Consider the following 17,935-nt stretch of genomic DNA (forward strand, 5'->3'; position numbering starts at 1 on the left):
ATCACACCAGCTCACCGGGGCAGGCGAAAAACGGTGGCGGGATGAGGGAGCCGATTCGCGTGTCGATACGTCTACTCGGCGACGTCGTTTCGAACTCGATCGACCTCGACGCCGGCGATAACGGAACACGGGGACCAGTACGGAAGTACGTGTGACGGAGGTGCAGGGCGATGGCCGGATTCCGGAGTCTCGCGAGACAGGTGCGTGATCCGCAGAGCGATCTGGCACTGCGGCGGTACTCGCTGCGCAAGTGCCTGGAGAGGTTCGCCCCCTACGGACACCGGGCGACCTGGGACCATCTGTGCTCCCGGGCGGGCTTCGCCCCCGAGGACAGGTCTCCCGACCCGGCGCGGCTGGTGGCCGCGCTGAACGAACTGGAGGCGGCGCGAGCGGTCTGGCTCGCCTACGAGGCGGGCTTCGCGGAGCGCCGCCGCAAGGAGAAGCACGACGGGCTCAGGCGCCCCGGCAGCACCGACGACTGGCACCGCTGCACGTGGGGCGGGTGCGGGGTCGCCTGGTGCGACGACCCGGACGTCCACCCGCGGGAATCCCTCGCCGAAGTCCTGCGCCGGCTCATCGCGGCCCTGGAGAGGGAGCCGGGCACGTCCTGCCCGGTCTGTGCGGACACCGCCCTCGTCTGGATGCACGGCCTGGCGCACGAGCCGTCCTCGGGGGCGGTCTGCACGGGCTGCGGCATCGTCGTGCCCGGCCCCGTCCTCACCGAGGACGCGGTGTCCCGGGCACGGGTGAGGCGGCTTCGCCCCCTGGTGTCGGCGTGAGGTGCGCCGCGTTCAGGGCGTGACCACGTCCGTGTGGATGGCCAGCTTGAACTGGGCGTGAATCAGCGGCGTGGCGAGCTTCACGTCTCCCGCGCCGCGTGCCGAGACCTTCACGCCCAGGGGCGTGTCCGGGTGCACGAACATCTGCCAGAGGTAGGTCCGGTACTGCCCTCCCCGCGTCGGCGTGGAGTCGGTCGTCGCGGTCGAGTCGTACCCCGTCGACAGGCTGAGCGGGTCGCGGACGTAGCGCGCGCGGAACTCGGTCGCCCGGGAATCCGGCTTCCAGAAGACCATCGCGGAGAGCAGGGCCCAGCCGTCGTGGCTCGGCCAGATCAGTCCCGAACGGGCGTCGGGGAACTTCGACGGGGACGTGAGGCCCTTCGACGGGTCGTGCATGCGCCACGGGTCGTAGGACTCGTCACCCGCGCCGTACGGGAAGCGCACCAGGTGATAGCCGTCACTGTCGTACGTGACGGACTGCGGACCGTGCCGTGCGGCGTCCCACAGCAAGGAGCAGATGGCGACGGACATGGGCTTCCCCCGATCGGCGTCGACGTGCGCTGGGTGCTGGCTCGTGCGTCCTCGTGCTTCCTCGTACGTCCTTATGCAGAACACACGTTGGTACGTCCCGCCCGGTTTCGGCCAGACCTAGCACAGGGAAATTCCGGTGGTCATGTCGTTTTGCGGCACGGCAGGGTGATCGCCGGTGACGGACACCGGTGATCCCTGAGGAGAGACAGGCCATGTCGACGCTGCGCGTCACCGCCGAAGTACTGACGATCCACGAGCATCCGGGCGCCGACGCCCTCGAACTGGCCCAGGTGGGCCTGTACCGCGCGGTCGTCGCCAAGGGCGCCTACCGCACCGGCGAGAGCGCGGTGTACATCCCCGAGCAGGCGGTGCTGCCCACCGCGCTCATCGAGGAGTTGGGGCTCACCGGGCGTCTCGCCGGCGGCAACGGCGACCGGGTCAAGGCGGTTCGGCTGCGCGGCGAGCTGTCGCAGGGCATCGTGTGCCGGCCCGCCGCACTGGCCGGCGTCGACCTGGCGCGGGCCGCGGCCGACGGCACGGACTTCGCCTCCTGGCTCGGCATCACCAAGTGGGTGCCGCCGATCCCGCCGACGATGAACGGCGACGTGGAGGCCGCGCCCGACCTGCTGCCGTGGGTCGACATCGAGAACATCCAGCGCCACCCGGACATCTTCGCGCCCGGCGAGCAGGTCGTCCTCACCGAGAAGCTGCACGGCTCGGCCTGCCTGGTGACGTACGTCGCCGGCACCGGCCGCACGTACGTCTCCTCGAAGGGGTTCGGCGCCAAGTCGCTGGCCCTGCGGGAGGACCCGCGCAACCTGTACTGGCGGGCGGTCCGCGGCCACGGTGTCGCGGCCGCCGCGGCGAAGCTCGCGGAGCGGCTCGGGGCGCGCCGGGTCGGCATCTTCGGCGAGGTGTACGGCGCGGGCGTGCAGGACCTGACGTACGGCGCGGACGGCAGGCGCGACACCCTCGGGTACGCGGTCTTCGACGTCGGCGTGGACATCGCAGGACGGCTGGGCTGGCTGGACCCCGCGGAGCTGGAGGGCGAACTGCCCCTGGTGCCACGCCTGTACGAGGGCCCCTACGACGCCGGCCTCGTCCTGGAGCTCGCGTCGGGCCGCGAGACCGTCTCGGGGCGCGACCTGCATCTGCGCGAGGGCGTCGTGATCCGGCCCGCCGTGGAGCGGTACAGCCCGGTGACCGGCGGGCGGGCCATCGCGAAGGCGGTCAGTCCGGCCTATCTGACGCGCAAGGGCGGCACGGAGTACGAGTGAGACACCGGCCCCGGCGGACCCTCACGTCCGCCGGGGCCCCCGGTCCACCATCAGGCGGGAGCCGCTGTGCCGCTCGCCGAAGACGTCGTCGGGGTTGGAGAGCACGCAGGTGTCCAGGGACAGGCAGCCGCAGCCGATGCAGTCCGTGAGGTGATCGCGCAGCCGGCCCAGCTGCTTGATGCGCTTGTCCAGCTCCGAGCGCCAGCCCTCCGAGAGCCGCGCCCAGTCCTCGCGGTTGGGGGTGCGCTCCTCGGGGAGCGAGTCCAGGGCCTCGCGGATCGTGGAGAGCGGGATGCCCACGCGTTGCGAGGCGCGGATGAAGGCGACGCGGCGCAGCGTGTCCCGGTGGTAGCGGCGCTGGTTGCCGGAGGTGCGGCGGCTGCTGATGAGGCCCTTGGACTCGTAGAAGTGCAGGGCGGACACGGCGACACCGCCGCGGTCGGCCAGCTGGCCGACCGTGAGTTCGTGGACCTTCTCCGGAATCTGGGGCACCCCTCAAACCTACTGGCAGGTCCGTTGACACGCGTCGGCACACCCCGCATGCTGAGCAAGCGCTTAGTCTGCGCACGTTTCTGCATGCGTTGCTGCATACGTCTAGGAGGCCAGGGACATGGCGGAGCCGAGGATCTTCACGTCGGCCGAGGAACTGCGAGCCGGGGTCGGCGAGCCGCTCGGGCCCAGCGACTGGCTGGAGATCGACCAGAAGCGGATCGACCTCTTCGCCGAGGCCACGGGCGATCACCAGTGGATCCACGTGGACGCCGGGAAAGCGGCGCAGGGCCCCTTCGGGACCACCATCGCGCACGGCTACCTGACCCTGTCGCTGCTGCCGAGCCTGGTGCCGCAGACGATGCGCGTCGAGGGCATGAAGATGGGCATCAACTACGGCACGGACAAGGTCCGTTTCCCCTCCCCGGTGCCGGTCGGCTCACGGCTGCGCGCGAGCGCCGTGCTCACCGACGTGACACCGACGAAGGACGGCGGCGTCCAGGTGACGGCCAAGGTCACCGTGGAGCGCGAGGGCGGCGACAAGCCCGCGTGCGTGGCGGAGTCGGTGTCCCGCTACTACTTCTGAGGTTCCCCGGGCCGCGCGCCCACCATCCGCAGCACGAGGTCGGCGTAGAGCGCGCCGACCTCGTCGGGGGTCCGGTGTCCCGCCGTGTTGAACCAGCGGGCGACGTCGATGCAGAGCGAGAGCACGGCGAGCGTGGTGCCCGGCACGTCGGGAACGTCGAACTCCCCCGACCGCACGCCGTCGTTGATGATGTCCCGCACGGCCGCGTCCGACCTGCGGCGCAGCGCGACGATCTCCGTGCGGTGCTCCTCGCCGAGGGCGTCGAGCTCGTACTGCACGACCCGCGCGGTCATGTGGTGGGCGGCGTGCCAGCCGACGAAGGAGCGCACCGCCGCCGCCAGCCGCTCGGCGGGGCCGCCCTCGCCGTCCGCCGCGGTCCGCAGGATGGCCAGGGCCTTGTCGTGGCCGATCCTGCTGATCCGGTGGAGCAGCTCTTCCTTCGTCTTGTAGTGGATGTAGAGCGCGGCGGGGCTCATGCCGGCGCGGCCCGCGATGTCCCGCGTCGTCGTCGCGTGGTAGCCGCGCTCGGCGAAGGCCTCGACGGCGGCGACCAGCAGCCGCCTGGCCGCGTCGGGGCTGACCTCGCCCCACGGCTGCTCCTCGCCGCCGGTCTCCTCCGCCGCACCCATGCCCACTCCTTCGTGCCTGCCCCGGTCTGCCGGGAGGGACACCATACCCCTGTCGGTGAGCAAGCGCTTAGGGCGGCGGCGGGCGGGCGTGGGAAGGCGCGGCCGCGGAGGGCGCGGTCAGGGCTTGGCGAACGGGTCGTGTTCGGCGAGCAGCCGGTCGACGCGGGCCTGGTCGACCCTGCTGACGATCTGCTCCACCTCCTGACGGTCCCTGATCACCTTGGCCAGGGTGAACGCGGAGGTCGTCAGGTAGAGCACCGAGATGGCCAGGAAGCCCCGCACCCAGGCGGAGGCGTCGAGGTAGCCGATGCCGACGGACACCGCGCCCAGGGCGACGGAGAAGGAGGCGATGGCCTGGCCGTAGAAGGCGGCCGTGGTCTGCTGCTTGACGGGAGGCTCGGTCATGGAGGCAGTGTCGGGCGCCGGTGGCCCCCGCCGCATCCGCTCGTGTACTCAGCCGCGTACTCAGACGGGACCGGTCCCCCGCGCCCCGGCCCTCAGAAGGCCGAAACCCCGGTCAGCGCACGGCCGATGACGAGCTTCTGGATCTGGCTGGTGCCTTCATAGAGGGTCATCACGCGGGCGTCGCGCAACAGCTTGCCCGCCGGGTACTCGTCGATGTAGCCGTAGCCGCCGAACACCTGCAGGGCGTTGTTGGCGGCGCGCACGGCGGCCTCCGAGGCGAACAGTTTGGCCTTGGAGGACTCGGTGGCGAAGGGCTGGCCGCGATCGATGAGGTCGGCGACCCGCCACGTCAGCAGGCGCGCGGCGTCCACGTCGACCGCTATGTCGCTGAGGAGCTCCTGCACCAGCTGGTGGTGGGCGATGGTCTTGCCGAACTGCTCGCGCTCGGTCGCGTACGCGACCGCCGCGTCGAGGGCGGCCTGGGCGATGCCCACGCATCCGGCGGCGACCGACATCCGTCCCTTGGCGAGGGCCGACATGGCGACCGAGAAGCCCTTGCCCTCCGGCGCCATCATGGCCGACGCGGGGACGCGGACGTCCTCAAGGACGAGTTCGGCGGTGGCCTGGCCACGCAGGCCGAGCTTGCCGTGCAGGGTGCGGCGGGTGAGGCCGGGAGTGTCGGTCGGGACCAGGAAGGCGGACACGCCCTTGTGGCCCGGGGCGTCGCCGGTGCGGGCGAAGAGGAGGACGACGTCGGCCCAGGTGCCGTTCGTGATGAACATCTTGGTGCCGTTGACGACGTACGAGTCGCCGTCGCGCACGGCGCGGGTCGTGAGGCTGCCCGCGTCGGATCCGGTGCCCGGCTCGGTGAGCCCGAAGCAGCCGACGTACTCGCCGGAGGTGAGCCCCGGGAGCCACTGCCGCTTCTGCTCCTCGCTGCCCCAGTGCGCGATGGTCTTGGCGACCAGGCCGAGCGAGACGGAGACGATGCCGCGCACGGAGGAGTCCCCGCGGCCGAGCTCCTCGGTCACCAGGCAGTACGCGAGGTGGTCGCCGCCCGAGCCGCCGTACTCCTCGTCGACGGTGAGCCCGAGGAAGCCGACCTCGCCGAGCTTCTTCACGACGGCCCGGTCGACGCTCTCGGCACGGTCCCACGCGACGACGTGCGGGGCGATCTCGCGCGCCACGAAGTCCTTGGCCAGCCGGCGGACGGCGGTCTGCTCGTCGCTGAGCTCCAGGTTCATCGCGGGCACCTCTCCACGGTCGGATCACGGCCGAGATCCGAAGCGTCACGGTCGAGATTTAAATTAGCACTGCTAGTTTGTTGCGGCAGCCCTACTATGTGCCGCATGGCCCGACCGCGCAAGCCCCTCCTCAGCAGAGAACGCATCGTCGAGACGGCGCGCGCGCTCGTGGACTCCGAGGGACTCGCGGCCGTCTCCACCCGCCGCCTCGCCGCCGAGCTCGGGGTGAGCGGGCCCTCCCTCTACAACCACTTCCGCACCAAGGACCAGATCCTGGAGGCGGTCGCGGATTCGGTGAGCGCCCAGGTCGACCTGTCGATGTTCGACCCCGGCGACGGACGCGGCTGGCGCACGGCGCTGCACGACTGGGCGGTCTCCTACCGGGCCGCCCTGACGCTGCACCCGAACATCGTGCCGGTGCTGGCCGGCGGCCCCGGCCGCCGCCCGGCCGGACTGCGGCTGGCCGACGCCGTGTTCGGGGCCATGGTCGACGCGGGCTGGCCGGCCGCACAGGCCACGTCGATCGGCGCGCTGATGCGCTACTTCATCATGGGCTCCGCGCTCGGCTCGTTCGCCGGGGGCTTCGTGGACGACGAGACCGCCTACGACCCGGCCGACTACCCGCACCTGGGCCAGGCCCACCTGCTCGCCGACCGCCAGGAGGTCATCGACGAGCGGGCCTTCGAGACGGGCCTCCAGGCGCTGCTCGACGGCCTCGCGCTGCAGTACGAGCAGGTCGCGGCGCGCACCTGACGGGCCGCGCCCGACGGGCCGCACCGGTCCGGCACGCGCCGCTCACGCCGGCCGGACGGTTCGGTGCGCGCCGAAGGGTTCCTGACCGATCCTGGGGACATGAAGCCGGGTCACTCGAAGAACGCCGTCGCTCCCGCCCTCGCCTCCCTGGCCGCGCTGTTCGCGGACGAGACGCGGGCGGCCTGTCTGCTCGCGCTGCTCGACGGGCGGGCCTGGACGGCGGGCGAGCCGGCCCGGCACGCGGGCGTCGCGGCGTCGACGGTCAGTGAGCACCTGGGCCGGCTGGTGGCGGGCGGCCTGCTCGCCGAGGAGCGGCAGGGCAGGCACCGCTATGTGCGGCTCGCCGGCACACGGGTCGCGCAGCTCGTCGAGGACCTGGCGGGCCACGCGGCCCCCGGGGCGCGGGCGCGGCCCCGCACGCTGCGCGAGGCCGGCGCCGCGGGCGCGATGGCGCGGGGCCGCACCTGCTACGACCACCTGGCGGGGCGGCTCGGGATCGCGATCACCGGGGCGATGACGGAGCGGGGCTGCTGCGGCAGGACACCGGGTTCGCGCTGACCGACCAAGGGGTGGCGTGGTTCGGTGAGTTGGGGATCGAGTTGACGCACGGCGGGCGGCGGCCGCTGGCCCGGTACTGCGTCGACTGGACGGAACGCAGGCCCCACCTGGCGGGGGTCGCGGGGGCGGCCCTGTGCCGGCACGCGCTGACCACCGGCTGGTGCGAGCGGATCGGTTCGGAGCGCGCCGTGCGCGTCACCCCGGCGGGGGCGCGGGCGTTCGCGGCACACCTCGGCATCGAGGACCTCTGAGACGGCCGTTCCCGAGGCTGCGTTGTCCGAGGCCGTCGCCTCCGAGGCCGTCGTGTCCGAGGCCGTCGTGTCCGGACTGAGGCCGCGCGCCCGCGAGTTCACCCACCTTCCGGAGCGCCAACAGCCTCGCTCACTCCGTCACGACACGCTCCACCGCCGCCACGACGATCGCCTCCCTCTCCTCCTCCGAGAGCACGTCCGGCAGCGTGAGCTGTTCGACGATGAGCCAGTTGAAGGCCAGGTACAGGAGCTTGACCGCCATCGCGTCGCCCGGCAGACCGGATTCCGCGTGGTACGCGAGGTTGGCGTCGAGGTCGGCCCGGACGCGCTCGGTCAGGACGGCGCGCAGCTCCGGCCGCCGGGTCGCCTCCAGGCGCAGTTCGAGCAGGGCCAGATAGCCGGTGCGGAAGCCGCTGACGCGCCCGACGACCTCACGCATCAGCTCGACGTAGGTCTCCTTGTCGCGCCCGGCGGTGCGCTGCCGCTCGACGGCCGCCGCGTCGGGCGTGAGCCGTTCGTAGACGCGGGAGCCCGCCTGGGTGAGGAGGTCGTCGCGGTTGCTGAAGTAGTTGGAGGCCGTGCCGGCCGGCACCGCGGCCTCGGTGTCCACCGCCCGGAAGGTCAGCCCGCGGGCCCCCTCCCTGGCGAGCACCTCGATGGCGGCGTCCACCAGGGCCGCCCGCCGGCCGTCGTTCCTGCGCACCATTGACACCACTCCATCTGCAGTACTATGTTCCAACCACTACAAAGAGAGTACTACAGGGGGAGTTACCAGTTGCGCAAGCTTGTGTACTACATCGGCACCTCCGTCGACGGATACATCGCGGGACCCGGGGGCGAGTTCGACTTCTACCCCGTGGGCGACGAGGAGCAGGCCACGGCGTACGCGGCCTCGATCAACGCCCGCTACCCCGAGACGGTCCCCACGGCCCTGCGCCCGCACGTGGGCCTCGCGAACGCCCCTGGCAAGCGCTTCGACACGGTGGTGATGGGCAACGGAACCTACCGCCAGGCGCTCGCCCACGGCACCCCGAGCCCGTACGCGCATCTGCGCCAGTACGTCCTGTCGCACACCCCGTCCGCCGCCCCCGACCCGGCGGTCACCGTGACCGGCGGCGACCCGCTCGCGCTGGTCCGCGACCTCAAGCGGCAGCAGGGGCAGGACATCTGGCTGTGCGGGGGCGGCCAGGTCGCGGCCGCGCTGCTGCCCGAACTGGACGAGCTGATCATCAAGAGCTACCCCGTGGTCGCCGGCGCGGGAGTCCCCCTCTTCGGCGGGAGGTTCGACCCCACGCGGTTCCGCGTGACCGCGCGCGAGTCGTTCCCCAACGACGTACTGGTCACGTGGTTCGAGAGGCGGCCGGCGATAATTCGGTGAGGACCGAAGCGTCCGGGCCCTAATCTCTGCGCATGCCTTCCTCCCGCCCCACCTCGCCCCGGGCCCGCACGGCCCGCCGCCCCGAACTGCTCGCGGCGGCCGCCGCCACGTTCACCGTCGTGATGTGGGCCTCCGCGTTCGTGTCCATCCGCAGCGCGGGCACCGCCTTCTCGCCCGGCGCGCTCGCACTCGGCCGCCTCCTCGCCGGAGCGCTGGCGCTCGCGATCATCTGTGCGATCCGCAGGGAAGGACTGCCGCCGCGGGCGGCCTGGCCGGGGATCGCCGTGTCCGGGCTGCTCTGGTTCGGGGTGTACATGGTCGTCCTCAACTGGGGCGAGCAGCAGGTCGACGCGGGGACCGCCGCGCTGCTCGTGAACATAGGGCCGATCCTCGTGGCCCTGCTCGGCTCCAGGCTGCTCGGCGACCCGCTGCCGCCGCGCCTGGTCGCGGGCATGGCGGTGTCGTTCTCGGGCGCGATAGCCGTCGGCTTCTCGATGTCCGGGGAGGGCGACGCGTCCGTCCTCGGCGTGGCGCTCTGCCTGATCGCGGCCGTGGGGTACGCGGCCGGGGTCGTCGCCCAGAAGCCCGCGCTCGCCAGCGCGAGCGCGCTGCAGGTGACGACCTTCGGATGCCTGACGGGCGCGGCCCTGTGCCTGCCGTTCGCGGGCCAGTTGGTGGACGAGCTGGGCCGGGCGCCGGCCTCCGCGACCCTCAACATGGTCTACCTGGGCATCTTTCCGACCGCGCTGGCGTTCACGACATGGGCGTACGCGCTGGCCCGCACGACCGCGAGCCGGATGGGCGCCACCACGTACGCCGTGCCCGCGCTGGTCGTCGTGATGTCATGGCTGGCGCTGGACGAGGTACCGGGCGCCGTCACCCTCGGCGGCGGCGCGCTCTGCCTCGCCGGAGTCGCGGTGGCGCGTTCTCGCCCCCGTGCCCGTGTCACGGCCGCCCCGGAGGCCGCGCCGTCGGCGAAGTAGATGTACTCTGCATCCGTCCTGCCGGACGAAACATGGACGTAACACGGGAGTGGCCGTGGGGCACGCGACGGATGCGATGCACATCGAGGGCTCAACCCTGCCCGGAGGGCGGCCCGTTGGCCTCTCGCGGGCCCGCGATTTCGCCGCGTCGGTGCTGCGCGGCCAGGCGCAGGTCACCTTCCTGCCGAGCGTCGCGGCGGGCGCGGTGTTCTGTGCCGCGCTGTTCGCCGCGGGCTGGCAGTACGGCCTCTACGGTCTCGTGGGCACCGCGGTGGGCACGGCCACCGCACGGCTCCTCGGCGCGGACCGCGGCCGGGTCACGACGGGGCTCGAAGGGTTCAACGCCTGCCTGACGGCGCTCTGTTTCGCCGTGTTCCTGGGCGCGGGACACCTCTCCACTGCACTGCTCGCCCTCGGCGGCTGCGTGGTCGTCACGGTGGTGACCGCGGCCGTGGTCAACCTGCTCGGCGTCTGGGGGCTGCCCTCGCTCACGATGCCGTACTGCCTGATCGCGAGCACGATGACCATCGCGGCGCCCGGCTTCCAACGGGTCTGGCACCAGGGCGAGGCGCTCGCGGGACTGACCCGCGCGGCGAGCGGCCCCACCGTCCTGCGCCCCGCCGAACTGGCCAGGGCGTTCTTCGCGGACTTCGCCCAGATCTTCTTCATGCCGCAGTGGTACGTGGGGGCGCTCCTGCTCGCCGGGCTGCTCATCGCCAGCCGGCGCGCGGCCGCCGTCGCGTGCCTGGGCAGCGCGGTCGGCATCGCCACGGCCTGGGTCCTCGGCGCCCCCGCGGCCCAGATCACCGACGGTTCGATGGGATACAACTCCGTCCTCGTGGCGCTCGCCCTGTGCGGCGTCTTCCTGCCCGCGCGGGCGGCGACGCTCACGTACGCACTCGTGGGCGCCGCCACCGCGACGGCGGTCGGCTCGGCGATGTCGGCGCTCTTCGCGCCGTCCGGCGGGCACACCTTCACGTGGCCGTTCGTGCTGACGACGTTCGTGTTCCTGGCCGCGGCCACGTCCTTTCCGCGGCTCACCGGTCCGGCGCGGGCCGCCCAGGGCCCGGCCTCACGACCCTGCCCGCCCGCGACGCCCGGCGCGCACCCTCGCCACTCGGGGTGAACACCCGGGCGACCGGATCCGGTCAGAAGATGACCAGCGCCCGGCCGCCCTTGCCCGCGAGCATGTTCTCGAAGGCCGCCGGTATGCCGTCGAGGCCGATCCGGTCGGTCACCAGGGCGTCCAGGTCAAGGCGGCCCGCGCGGACGTGACCGGCCAGGACCGGCAGGTCCACCGCCGGGTCGGCGTTGCCGTACACGCATCCCGCGAGGGTCCTGCCCCAGTGGAAGAGCTCCAGGGCGTTGAAGGTGACCTGCTGGTCCTTGCCGCCGATGCCGACCACCGTGGTGCGGCCGCCGCGCCGCGTCGACTCCCAGGCCGTGCGGATCGTCACCGCGCGGCCCACGCACTCCACGGCCACGTCCACGCCCTGGCCGCCGGTGAGCCCCCGGATCTCCCGGGCCGTCGTCCCCGAGGCGACCACGTAGTCGGTGGCGCCTGCCGAGCGCGCCAGCTCCTCCTTCTCCGGCGACACGTCGACCGCGACGATCCGCGCGGCGCCCGCGATCCTGGCCGCCTGCAGGGTGGCGAGGCCCACTCCCCCGACGCCGAAGACGGCGACCGTCTCGCCCTCGCGGACCTTCGCCGCGTGGTGCACGGCGCCGTACCCGGTCAGGACCGCGCAGCCGAGCAGCGCAGCGTCGACGAGGGGGACGCCGTCGGGCACCGGCAGCACGCAGTTGGCCGCGACCACCGTCTCCTCGGCGAACGCGGCGACGTTCAGGCCGGGGTGCAGGTCGCTGCCGTCCGCCCGGTGCGCGTAGACGTCGCCCGCGCCCGCGAGGGCGTTCGCGCACAGCCATACCTCGCCGAGCGAACAGGCGTGACACCTTCCGCAGGACGGAGCCCAGTTCAGGACGACTCCGGCACCGGGCGCGACGTGCGTGACGCCCTCCCCGACGGAGACGACCGTCCCCGCGCCCTCGTGACCGAGGACGGCGGGCACCGGCACCCGCATCGTGCCGTTGGACAGGGACAGGTCGGAGTGGCAGACCCCGGCTGCGGCGAGGCGTACCCGGACCTGGCCGGGGCCCGGCTCCGGGAGGTCGATCTCGGCGATCTCCAGCGGAGAGCCGACGGCGGGAAGGATGGCGGCGCGGACCACGTTCACGTACTCCTTGGGGAAGGTGGCGGGCTCGGGGCCCGGCGGGTCAGAACTGCAGGGACTTCGTCTGCAGGTACTCGGTGAGGCCGTGGGCGCCCAGCTCGCGGCCGACGCCCGACTGCTTGTAGCCGCCGAAGGGGGCGAGCGGGTTGAAGCTGCCGCCGTTGATGTCGACCTGGCCGGTGTCCATGCGGCGGGCGAACGCCGCCGCCTCCGCGTCGTCGGCCGCCCACACCGCGCCCGCGAGCCCGTACACGGTGCCGTTGGCGATGCGCAGGGCGTCCTCCTCGTCCTCGTAGCGGATGATCGAGACCACTGGGCCGAAGATCTCCTCCTGGGCGATCGTCATCTCGGGGGTGACGTCGGCGAACACGGTCGGCTGGACGAAGTAGCCCTGTTCCCGGGGCGCTTCGGGGCCGCCTGCCACGATCCGGGCGCCCTCCTCGACGCCCTGCTCGATGTAGCCGCGCACGCGCGCCTGCTGCTTGGCGTTGACGACGGGGCCGATGCGGGGGCCGTACTTGGCGGCCGCGGCCGAGGCGAGCTCGACCGCCTCGTCGTAGCGGTCGGTGTGCACGAGCATGCGGGTCCAGGCGCTGCACGTCTGGCCGGAGTTCGACATGACGTTGGCGACGCCGACGTTGACGGCCTTGGCGAGGTCGGCGCTCGGCAGGATGACGTTGGCGGACTTGCCGCCGAGCTCCAGGGCGACCCGCTTGACGGCCGCGCCCGCGGTGGCGCCGATCTGCCGGCCGACCGCCGTGGAGCCGGTGAAGGAGACGAGGTCGACGCCCTCGTGCTCGGCGAGCGCCTGGCCCGCGACCGGGCCAAGGCCGGTGACGAGGTTGAACACGCCCGCGGGTACGCCCGCCTCGTGCACCGCCTCGGCGAAGAGCTGGGCGGTGAGCGGGGTGTCCTCGGCGGGCTTGAGCACGACCGTGCAGCCCGCGGCGAGCGCCGGGGCCACCTTGTTGACGATCTGGTGGAGGGGGTAGTTCCAGGGCGTGATCGCGCCGACCACGCCGACCGGCTCCAGATAGACGGTGGAGTTGCCCACCTTCTCCTGGAAGGGGTGGGTCGCGGCGAGCTCCGCGTACGAGCCGGACACCAGGATCGGCACACCGGCGTGCACGGCCTGCGAGAACGGCAGCGGCGAGCCGAGCTCCGCGGTGACGGTCTCGGCGATCTCGTCCTTGCGGGCGACCAGGCGGTCGCGGAGGGCGCCGATCAGGGCGGCGCGGTCGGCGGGCGGGGTGGCCGCCCAGCCCGGCAGCGCGGCGCGGGCGGCACGGACCGCGGTGTCGACGTCCTGCGCGGTGCCCGCGGGGACCCGGCCGACGGGCTGCTCGTCGGCGGGGTTCAGGACCGTGATGGTGTCGGTGCCCGCAGCCGGTCGCCAGGCACCGTCGATGTACATCCCGTCGTGGGCCTTCATGGCATTCCTCCAGGTAGTCGTCCACGCTACAAACTAGCGCTGATAGTTTTCGGGCACCAGGGGCACCCCGGGACCGGGCCGGGCGACCTCCCGGGGCCGGGGCGGGACGGCATCCCGCCCCCGGCGGACACCTCCCGCCCCGCCGCGGCCCACCCTCCGCTCAAGCCCTTCTCCACCCCGGCGCAAGACCGGCGCAAGGCCCTGACCTGCGGGCCGACCCCTCGCGGACCGGACACTTTGGCGCATTCACGCCCCGCGCCGCCCCGATCTGTTATCCGGACACACCCCCCGCATTCGTCCCGTATTCGATTTCAAGTACGTGACATACGCATGACAAGGCGTCAACTCCCTTGATCTAGACCTGTGTTGCGGCCACGCTACTTATCGCGACGGGAGCGGCACTCACCGCTCCCTTCTGTGTGTGCGATCTCGCGCGCACCCCCCACAGTCGCGTCGCCCGACCACGGGCACGCCGCCTATGAGGAGGACTCCCTCGTAATGGCCATGCTTCGCAGCAAGAAGACTGTGATCGCCGCGGCGATCTCGACCGCCACCGCCGCCGCCGTCATCGGTGCGGTCACCGCCCTGCCCGCCCAGGCCGCCCCCGCCGAGGGCACCGTCATCGCGGCGGGCTCCGCCGACGCGGTGCACGGCAGCTACCTCGTCACGCTGAAGAACGGCTCGGGCCTCAAGGCCGCCACGAGCCAGGGCAAGGACCTCATAGCCGAGTACGGCGGCTCGGTGCAGAAGACCTTCACGTCCGCGCTCAACGGCTACTCCGCGAAGCTGAGCGAGACCGAGGCCAAGAGACTCGCCGCCGACCCCGCGGTCGCCTCCGTCGAGCAGAACCAGAGAGTCCACGCGAGCGCGACGCAGTCCAACGCCCCCTGGGGCCTGGACCGCATCGACCAGCCGAAGCTGCCGCTCTCCGGCACCTACACCTACCCGGACAGCGCCGGTTCCGGCGTCACCGCGTACGTCATCGACACCGGCGTGCGCATCACGCACTCCGAGATCAGTGGCCGCGCGGTGAACGGCTACGACGCCGTGGACGGCGACAACACCGCCCAGGACGGCAACGGCCACGGCACGCACGTCGCGACGACCATCGCGGGCAAGACGTACGGCGTGGCCAAGAAGGCCAAGATCGTGGCCGTCCGCGTGCTCGACAACAACGGCTCCGGCACCACCGCCGGCGTCATCGCGGGCATCGACTGGGTGACCGGCAACCACGCGGCCGGCGCCCCGGCCGTGGCCAACATGTCGCTCGGCGGCGGCGCCTCCACCACGCTGGACAACGCGGTGAAGAAGTCCATCACCGACGGCGTCACCTACGCGGTCGCGGCGGGCAACGCCAACACCAACGCCGCCAACACCTCCCCGGCCCGGGTCTCCACGGCCATCACGGTCGGCGCGACCAGCAACACCGACGCCAGGGCCAGCTTCTCCAACTACGGCTCGGTCCTGGACATCTTCGCGCCGGGCGTGAACATCACGGCGGGCTGGAACACCAGCGACACGGCGACCAACACGATCTCCGGCACGTCGATGGCCACCCCGCACGTCGCGGGCGCGGCGGCGGTCTACCTGGCGGGCCACACCTCGGCCACGCCGGCGCAGGTCTCCACCGCCCTGGTGAACGGTGCCACCCCGAACGTCGTGACCAGCCCCGGCTCGGGTTCCCCGAACAAGCTGCTCAGGATCGTTCAGTAACACGCCCGCTCTGACGGGTCGGTGCGGGCGATCCGTCTGAACCGGCCGTCCCCCGGGGTCTCTTGGCGCCCCCGGGGGACTTGCGCGCGCCGAGCCCCGCTGCGACGACCAGCAGCCCGCCGAGCATCACGAACGGCGCGGCCACCCCCGCGACCCCGGCGACCAGCCCCGCCGACGCGGGCGCGGCGACCTGCCCGAGGCGGTTGCCGGTGAGCCGCAGGGCCAGCGCCGTCGAGCGCGCCCCGTCGGGCGCCGCCCGGACGACGGTCGTCATGGAGAGCGGCTGGCCCACCCCGAGGCAGAAACCCAGCGCGCCGAGCATCAGGGCGAGCCCCCATACCGGTACGGGCGCCGCCATGCCCGCGCAGAGCAGCCCGCCGAGCAGACAGGTGCCGGTCAGGAGCACGGTCCTGCCGAGCCGTCGGATCATCGGGGTCATCACCAGCCGGCAGGCGATGGTGGCCGCGGCCCGCAGCGAGAGCAGCAGCCCGACGATGGCGGGCGCGATGCCCCGGTGCTCGCCGACCACCGGGAGGTAGGCCGTGAGGATGTCCGTCGCGGAGAGCACCGCGAGGCTGATGAAGATGCCCGCGGGCACGCCCCGGGTGCGCAGGATCCCGAGGACCGGCACCTTGTCGCCCCGCTCCGCGGGGCCCGCGCCGGGACGCACGTGCTCGATGCGCCACAGCGAGGTGAGCGAGACCGCGGCGACCGCTCCGGAGACGAGCAGCGCGAAGGCGCTCGTACGCCCCATGTCGCCGCCGATGAGGGAGCCCGCGGCGATCGGCCCGACCAGCTGCCCCAGCGAGGCGCCGATCGTGAAGTGCCCGAAGTTGCGGTCCTGTTCGTGCGGCGCGGACTGCCGGGCCACGATCGACTGCGCGCCGATCACGAAGCAGAGGTGGCCGAGCCCCATGACCCCGCTCCAGGCGGCCATCGCCACCAGGGAGTCCGCCGTTCCGCTCAGCGCGCAGCCGCCGGCGATCAGGGCGACGCCGACGGGCAGCAGCGGCGCGCACCGCCCGTGGTCCGTCCTGCGCCCGAGCGGCACGGCGGCGAAGAGCGGGAGCAGGGCGTAGACACCCGCGATGATGCCGATGGCCCGTTCGTCGGCGCCCAGCGAGAGGGCCCGGTAGGAGACGGCGGGCCGCGCCATCGACACCGCCGACTGCGCGAAGCTGAAGGCGATGACGAGGCGCAGCAACCAGGCACGGCCGGGTGACGACGGCATCAGATGATGCCGAAGAGGATTCCGGCGCCGAGCACCACGAGCGAGGTGAGCACGGCCCACTTCACGGTGAACTTGGTGTGGTCGCCGAACTCGACCTTGGCCATGCCGACCAGGACGTACACGGCGGGCACCAGCGGGCTCGACATGTGCAGCGCCTGTCCGGCGATGGAGGCGCGGGCGATCTCCAGGGTGCTGACGCCGTGCGCCTGGCCCGCCTCGGCGAGGACCGGCAGCACGCCGAAGTAGAAGCCGTCGTTGGACATGAAGTAGGTGAGCGGCAGCGAGAGGAGGCCGGTCACCAGGCCCATCTGCGGGCCCATGCCCTCGGGGATGGCGTCGACGAGCCACTCAGCCATGTGGTCGACCATGCCGGTGCCCTGCAGGACGCCGGTGAAGACGGCGGCGGCGAAGACCATGCCGGTGACGTTGAGGACGTTCTCCGCGTGGGCGGCGATACGGGCCTTCTGGTCGGGCATGTGGGGGAAGTTGACGGTGAGCGCGAGTGCGGCGCCGAGCAGGAAGAGGACCGGGATCGGCAGCCACTCCATGATCATGGCGGTGAGCAGCACGACGGTCAGGGCCGCGTTGAACCAGTAGAGCTTGGGGCGCAGCGTCGCGCGGTGGGGGTCGAGCCCCTGCAACCCGTCGTCGGCATCGTCGGCGTCGCCATCGCCGTCCCGGGCGTCGAGGCCGTCCGTGCCGGTGCCGGCACCGGATCCGCCGGTGGTCTTCTTCGTGAGCGACGTACGCCCGCCGCCGCCCGCGCCCACGAGAACGGTCTCGTCGGCCGTTTCCGTCTCCGTCTCCTTCTCCAGAACCTCGTCGAGGGAGAGCACGCCGAGGCGCTTGCGCTCGCGCAGGCCCAGTGCGTACGAGAGGAGGAACACGGCGACCAGACCCATGGCGAGCGCCGGGATCATGGGGACGAAGATGTCGGCGGCGTCGACCTTCAGCGCGGTCGCGGCGCGGGCCGTCGGACCGCCCCAGGGCAAGGTGTTCATGACGCCGTTGGCGGTGGCGGCGACGCCGGTCATCACGACGAGGCTCATCTTGAGGCGCTTGTACAGCGGATACATCGCCGAGACCGTGATCATGAAGGTCGTCGAGCCGTCGCCGTCGAGCGAGACGATCGCGGCGAGCAGCGCGGTGCCCACCACGATGCGCACCGGGTCCGCCTTGCAGAAGCGCAGGATGCCCCGGACGATCGGATCGAAGAGACCGACGTCGATCATGACGCCGAAGTACACGATGGCGAACATGAGCATGGCCGCCGTGGGCGCCAGATTGCCGACGCCTTCGAGGACGTAGTCCCCGAGATGGGCTCCCTTCCCGACGAACACGCAGAAGAGCGCGGGGATCAGCACCAGTGCCGCGATCGGCGACATCTTCTTCATCATGATCAGCACCAGGAAGGTGGCGATCATGACGAATCCGAGGATTGTCAGCATGGGGGCTACCTAACGTT

At 72.2% G+C, this 17,935-nt stretch carries 18 protein-coding genes and 1 pseudogene; 9 read left to right on the forward strand and 10 right to left on the reverse strand.

All coding sequences use genetic code 11. The annotated features are described in order from the left end of the window. The first annotated feature begins 170 nt into the window (after positions 1-170). On the forward strand, positions 171-779 hold the full coding sequence (locus ACZ592_RS22600; protein WP_471583381.1) for a hypothetical protein: 609 nt from the start codon (positions 171-173) through the stop codon (positions 777-779). A gap of 12 nt (positions 780-791) precedes the next feature. Here ACZ592_RS22600 and ACZ592_RS22605 read toward each other — a convergent pair whose 3' ends face one another. Continuing rightward, entirely contained in the window at positions 792-1,310 is a 519-nt protein-coding gene (locus ACZ592_RS22605) for a hypothetical protein (RefSeq protein ID WP_471583382.1), read from the reverse strand. A 212-nt stretch (positions 1,311-1,522) separates the two neighbouring features. On the opposite strand from ACZ592_RS22605, the gene ACZ592_RS22610 reads away from it, so the two are divergent. Beyond that, positions 1,523-2,587 carry an RNA ligase (ATP) gene (locus tag ACZ592_RS22610; RefSeq protein WP_471583383.1) on the forward strand — a complete coding sequence of 355 codons (1,065 nt, stop codon included), beginning with the start codon at positions 1,523-1,525 and terminating at the stop codon, positions 2,585-2,587. Positions 2,588-2,608: 21 nt separating this feature from the next. Here ACZ592_RS22610 and soxR read toward each other — a convergent pair whose 3' ends face one another. Next, a complete protein-coding gene (gene soxR, locus ACZ592_RS22615; protein WP_471583384.1) occupies positions 2,609-3,079 on the reverse strand; it encodes a redox-sensitive transcriptional activator SoxR in 471 nt (156 codons plus the stop codon). A gap of 118 nt (positions 3,080-3,197) precedes the next feature. On the opposite strand from soxR, the gene ACZ592_RS22620 reads away from it, so the two are divergent. Next, positions 3,198-3,662, forward strand: coding sequence for a MaoC family dehydratase (locus ACZ592_RS22620; protein ID WP_471583385.1), 465 nt, complete (start codon positions 3,198-3,200; stop codon positions 3,660-3,662). Here the strand turns inward: ACZ592_RS22620 and ACZ592_RS22625 are convergent. The 3 genes from ACZ592_RS22625 to ACZ592_RS22635 form a co-directional block, all read right to left on the reverse strand. Further along, complete coding sequence (locus ACZ592_RS22625) at positions 3,653-4,291, reverse strand: TetR/AcrR family transcriptional regulator (protein WP_471583386.1); 639 nt, start codon at positions 4,289-4,291, stop codon at positions 3,653-3,655. The two genes, ACZ592_RS22620 and ACZ592_RS22625, sit on opposite strands and share 10 nt — an antisense overlap. Before the next feature lie 117 nt (positions 4,292-4,408). Then, positions 4,409-4,696 carry a YiaA/YiaB family inner membrane protein gene (locus tag ACZ592_RS22630; RefSeq protein ID WP_471583387.1) on the reverse strand — a complete coding sequence of 96 codons (288 nt, stop codon included), beginning with the start codon at positions 4,694-4,696 and terminating at the stop codon, positions 4,409-4,411. A gap of 92 nt (positions 4,697-4,788) precedes the next feature. Beyond that, positions 4,789-5,940, reverse strand: coding sequence for an acyl-CoA dehydrogenase family protein (locus ACZ592_RS22635; protein WP_471583388.1), 1,152 nt, complete (start codon positions 5,938-5,940; stop codon positions 4,789-4,791). Between the two features lie 105 nt (positions 5,941-6,045). On the opposite strand from ACZ592_RS22635, the gene ACZ592_RS22640 reads away from it, so the two are divergent. Beyond that, positions 6,046-6,693: a TetR/AcrR family transcriptional regulator gene (locus ACZ592_RS22640; RefSeq protein WP_471583389.1), complete on the forward strand. Its 648-nt coding sequence runs from the start codon at positions 6,046-6,048 to the stop codon at positions 6,691-6,693. A 99-nt stretch (positions 6,694-6,792) separates the two neighbouring features. Further along, a pseudogene (locus ACZ592_RS22645) lies at positions 6,793-7,502 on the forward strand (ArsR/SmtB family transcription factor). Between the two features lie 130 nt (positions 7,503-7,632). Here the strand turns inward: ACZ592_RS22645 and ACZ592_RS22650 are convergent. Then, the gene (locus tag ACZ592_RS22650) at positions 7,633-8,208 is read right to left on the reverse strand and encodes a TetR/AcrR family transcriptional regulator (protein ID WP_471583390.1); all 576 of its coding nucleotides are present in this window, start codon (positions 8,206-8,208) and stop codon (positions 7,633-7,635) included. A gap of 69 nt (positions 8,209-8,277) precedes the next feature. Between ACZ592_RS22650 and ACZ592_RS22655 the strand changes: the two genes are divergently transcribed. The 3 genes from ACZ592_RS22655 to ACZ592_RS22665 are packed head-to-tail and all read left to right on the forward strand — an operon-like array spanning position 8,278 to position 10,989. Next, the gene (locus ACZ592_RS22655; protein WP_471583391.1) at positions 8,278-8,880 is read left to right on the forward strand and encodes a dihydrofolate reductase family protein; all 603 of its coding nucleotides are present in this window, start codon (positions 8,278-8,280) and stop codon (positions 8,878-8,880) included. 32 nt (positions 8,881-8,912) lie between these two features. Further along, the gene (locus ACZ592_RS22660) at positions 8,913-9,863 is read left to right on the forward strand and encodes a DMT family transporter (RefSeq protein ID WP_471583392.1); all 951 of its coding nucleotides are present in this window, start codon (positions 8,913-8,915) and stop codon (positions 9,861-9,863) included. Positions 9,864-9,918: 55 nt separating this feature from the next. Then, positions 9,919-10,989, forward strand: a complete 1,071-nt coding sequence (locus tag ACZ592_RS22665; RefSeq protein WP_471583393.1) for an urea transporter — start codon at positions 9,919-9,921, stop codon at positions 10,987-10,989. A 22-nt stretch (positions 10,990-11,011) separates the two neighbouring features. On the opposite strand, the gene ACZ592_RS22670 is transcribed toward ACZ592_RS22665, so the two are convergent. Both ACZ592_RS22670 and ACZ592_RS22675 read right to left on the reverse strand, forming a co-directional pair. Further along, complete coding sequence (locus ACZ592_RS22670) at positions 11,012-12,091, reverse strand: zinc-binding dehydrogenase (RefSeq protein WP_471583512.1); 1,080 nt, start codon at positions 12,089-12,091, stop codon at positions 11,012-11,014. A 46-nt stretch (positions 12,092-12,137) separates the two neighbouring features. Then, positions 12,138-13,526 carry an aldehyde dehydrogenase family protein gene (locus ACZ592_RS22675; RefSeq protein ID WP_471583394.1) on the reverse strand — a complete coding sequence of 463 codons (1,389 nt, stop codon included), beginning with the start codon at positions 13,524-13,526 and terminating at the stop codon, positions 12,138-12,140. A 498-nt stretch (positions 13,527-14,024) separates the two neighbouring features. Here ACZ592_RS22675 and ACZ592_RS22680 point away from each other — a divergent pair, with 498 nt between their 5' ends. After that, positions 14,025-15,239: a S8 family peptidase gene (locus ACZ592_RS22680; RefSeq protein WP_471583395.1), complete on the forward strand. Its 1,215-nt coding sequence runs from the start codon at positions 14,025-14,027 to the stop codon at positions 15,237-15,239. Here the strand turns inward: ACZ592_RS22680 and ACZ592_RS22685 are convergent. Next, a complete protein-coding gene (locus tag ACZ592_RS22685) occupies positions 15,223-16,470 on the reverse strand; it encodes an MFS transporter (protein WP_471583396.1) in 1,248 nt (415 codons plus the stop codon). The genes ACZ592_RS22680 and ACZ592_RS22685 overlap by 17 nt on opposite strands. Then, positions 16,470-17,918: a CitMHS family transporter gene (locus ACZ592_RS22690; RefSeq protein ID WP_471583397.1), complete on the reverse strand. Its 1,449-nt coding sequence runs from the start codon at positions 17,916-17,918 to the stop codon at positions 16,470-16,472. The genes ACZ592_RS22685 and ACZ592_RS22690 overlap by 1 nt, the downstream gene beginning before the upstream one ends. Positions 17,919-17,935: the final 17 nt, after the last annotated feature.

It is taken from the genome of Streptomyces sp. NPDC040622, assembly GCF_055593965.1.

Excerpts from the sequence above, each read along its gene's own strand:
- ACZ592_RS22600 (WP_471583381.1), top strand. The coding sequence starts at position 171 with ATGGCCGGATTCCGGAGTCTCGCGAGACAGGTGCGTGATCCGCAGAGC.
- ACZ592_RS22635 (WP_471583388.1), bottom strand. The coding sequence starts at position 5,940 with ATGAACCTGGAGCTCAGCGACGAGCAGACCGCCGTCCGCCGGCTGGCC.
- ACZ592_RS22625 (WP_471583386.1), bottom strand. The coding sequence starts at position 4,291 with ATGGGTGCGGCGGAGGAGACCGGCGGCGAGGAGCAGCCGTGGGGCGAG.
- ACZ592_RS22660 (WP_471583392.1), top strand. The coding sequence starts at position 8,913 with ATGCCTTCCTCCCGCCCCACCTCGCCCCGGGCCCGCACGGCCCGCCGC.
- ACZ592_RS22690 (WP_471583397.1), bottom strand. The coding sequence starts at position 17,918 with ATGCTGACAATCCTCGGATTCGTCATGATCGCCACCTTCCTGGTGCTG.
- ACZ592_RS22675 (WP_471583394.1), bottom strand. The coding sequence starts at position 13,526 with ATGAAGGCCCACGACGGGATGTACATCGACGGTGCCTGGCGACCGGCT.
- ACZ592_RS22685 (WP_471583396.1), bottom strand. The coding sequence starts at position 16,470 with ATGCCGTCGTCACCCGGCCGTGCCTGGTTGCTGCGCCTCGTCATCGCC.
- ACZ592_RS22620 (WP_471583385.1), top strand. The coding sequence starts at position 3,198 with ATGGCGGAGCCGAGGATCTTCACGTCGGCCGAGGAACTGCGAGCCGGG.
- ACZ592_RS22605 (WP_471583382.1), bottom strand. The coding sequence starts at position 1,310 with ATGTCCGTCGCCATCTGCTCCTTGCTGTGGGACGCCGCACGGCACGGT.
- ACZ592_RS22640 (WP_471583389.1), top strand. The coding sequence starts at position 6,046 with ATGGCCCGACCGCGCAAGCCCCTCCTCAGCAGAGAACGCATCGTCGAG.
- ACZ592_RS22630 (WP_471583387.1), bottom strand. The coding sequence starts at position 4,696 with ATGACCGAGCCTCCCGTCAAGCAGCAGACCACGGCCGCCTTCTACGGC.
- ACZ592_RS22650 (WP_471583390.1), bottom strand. The coding sequence starts at position 8,208 with ATGGTGCGCAGGAACGACGGCCGGCGGGCGGCCCTGGTGGACGCCGCC.
- ACZ592_RS22610 (WP_471583383.1), top strand. The coding sequence starts at position 1,523 with ATGTCGACGCTGCGCGTCACCGCCGAAGTACTGACGATCCACGAGCAT.
- ACZ592_RS22680 (WP_471583395.1), top strand. The coding sequence starts at position 14,025 with ATGGCCATGCTTCGCAGCAAGAAGACTGTGATCGCCGCGGCGATCTCG.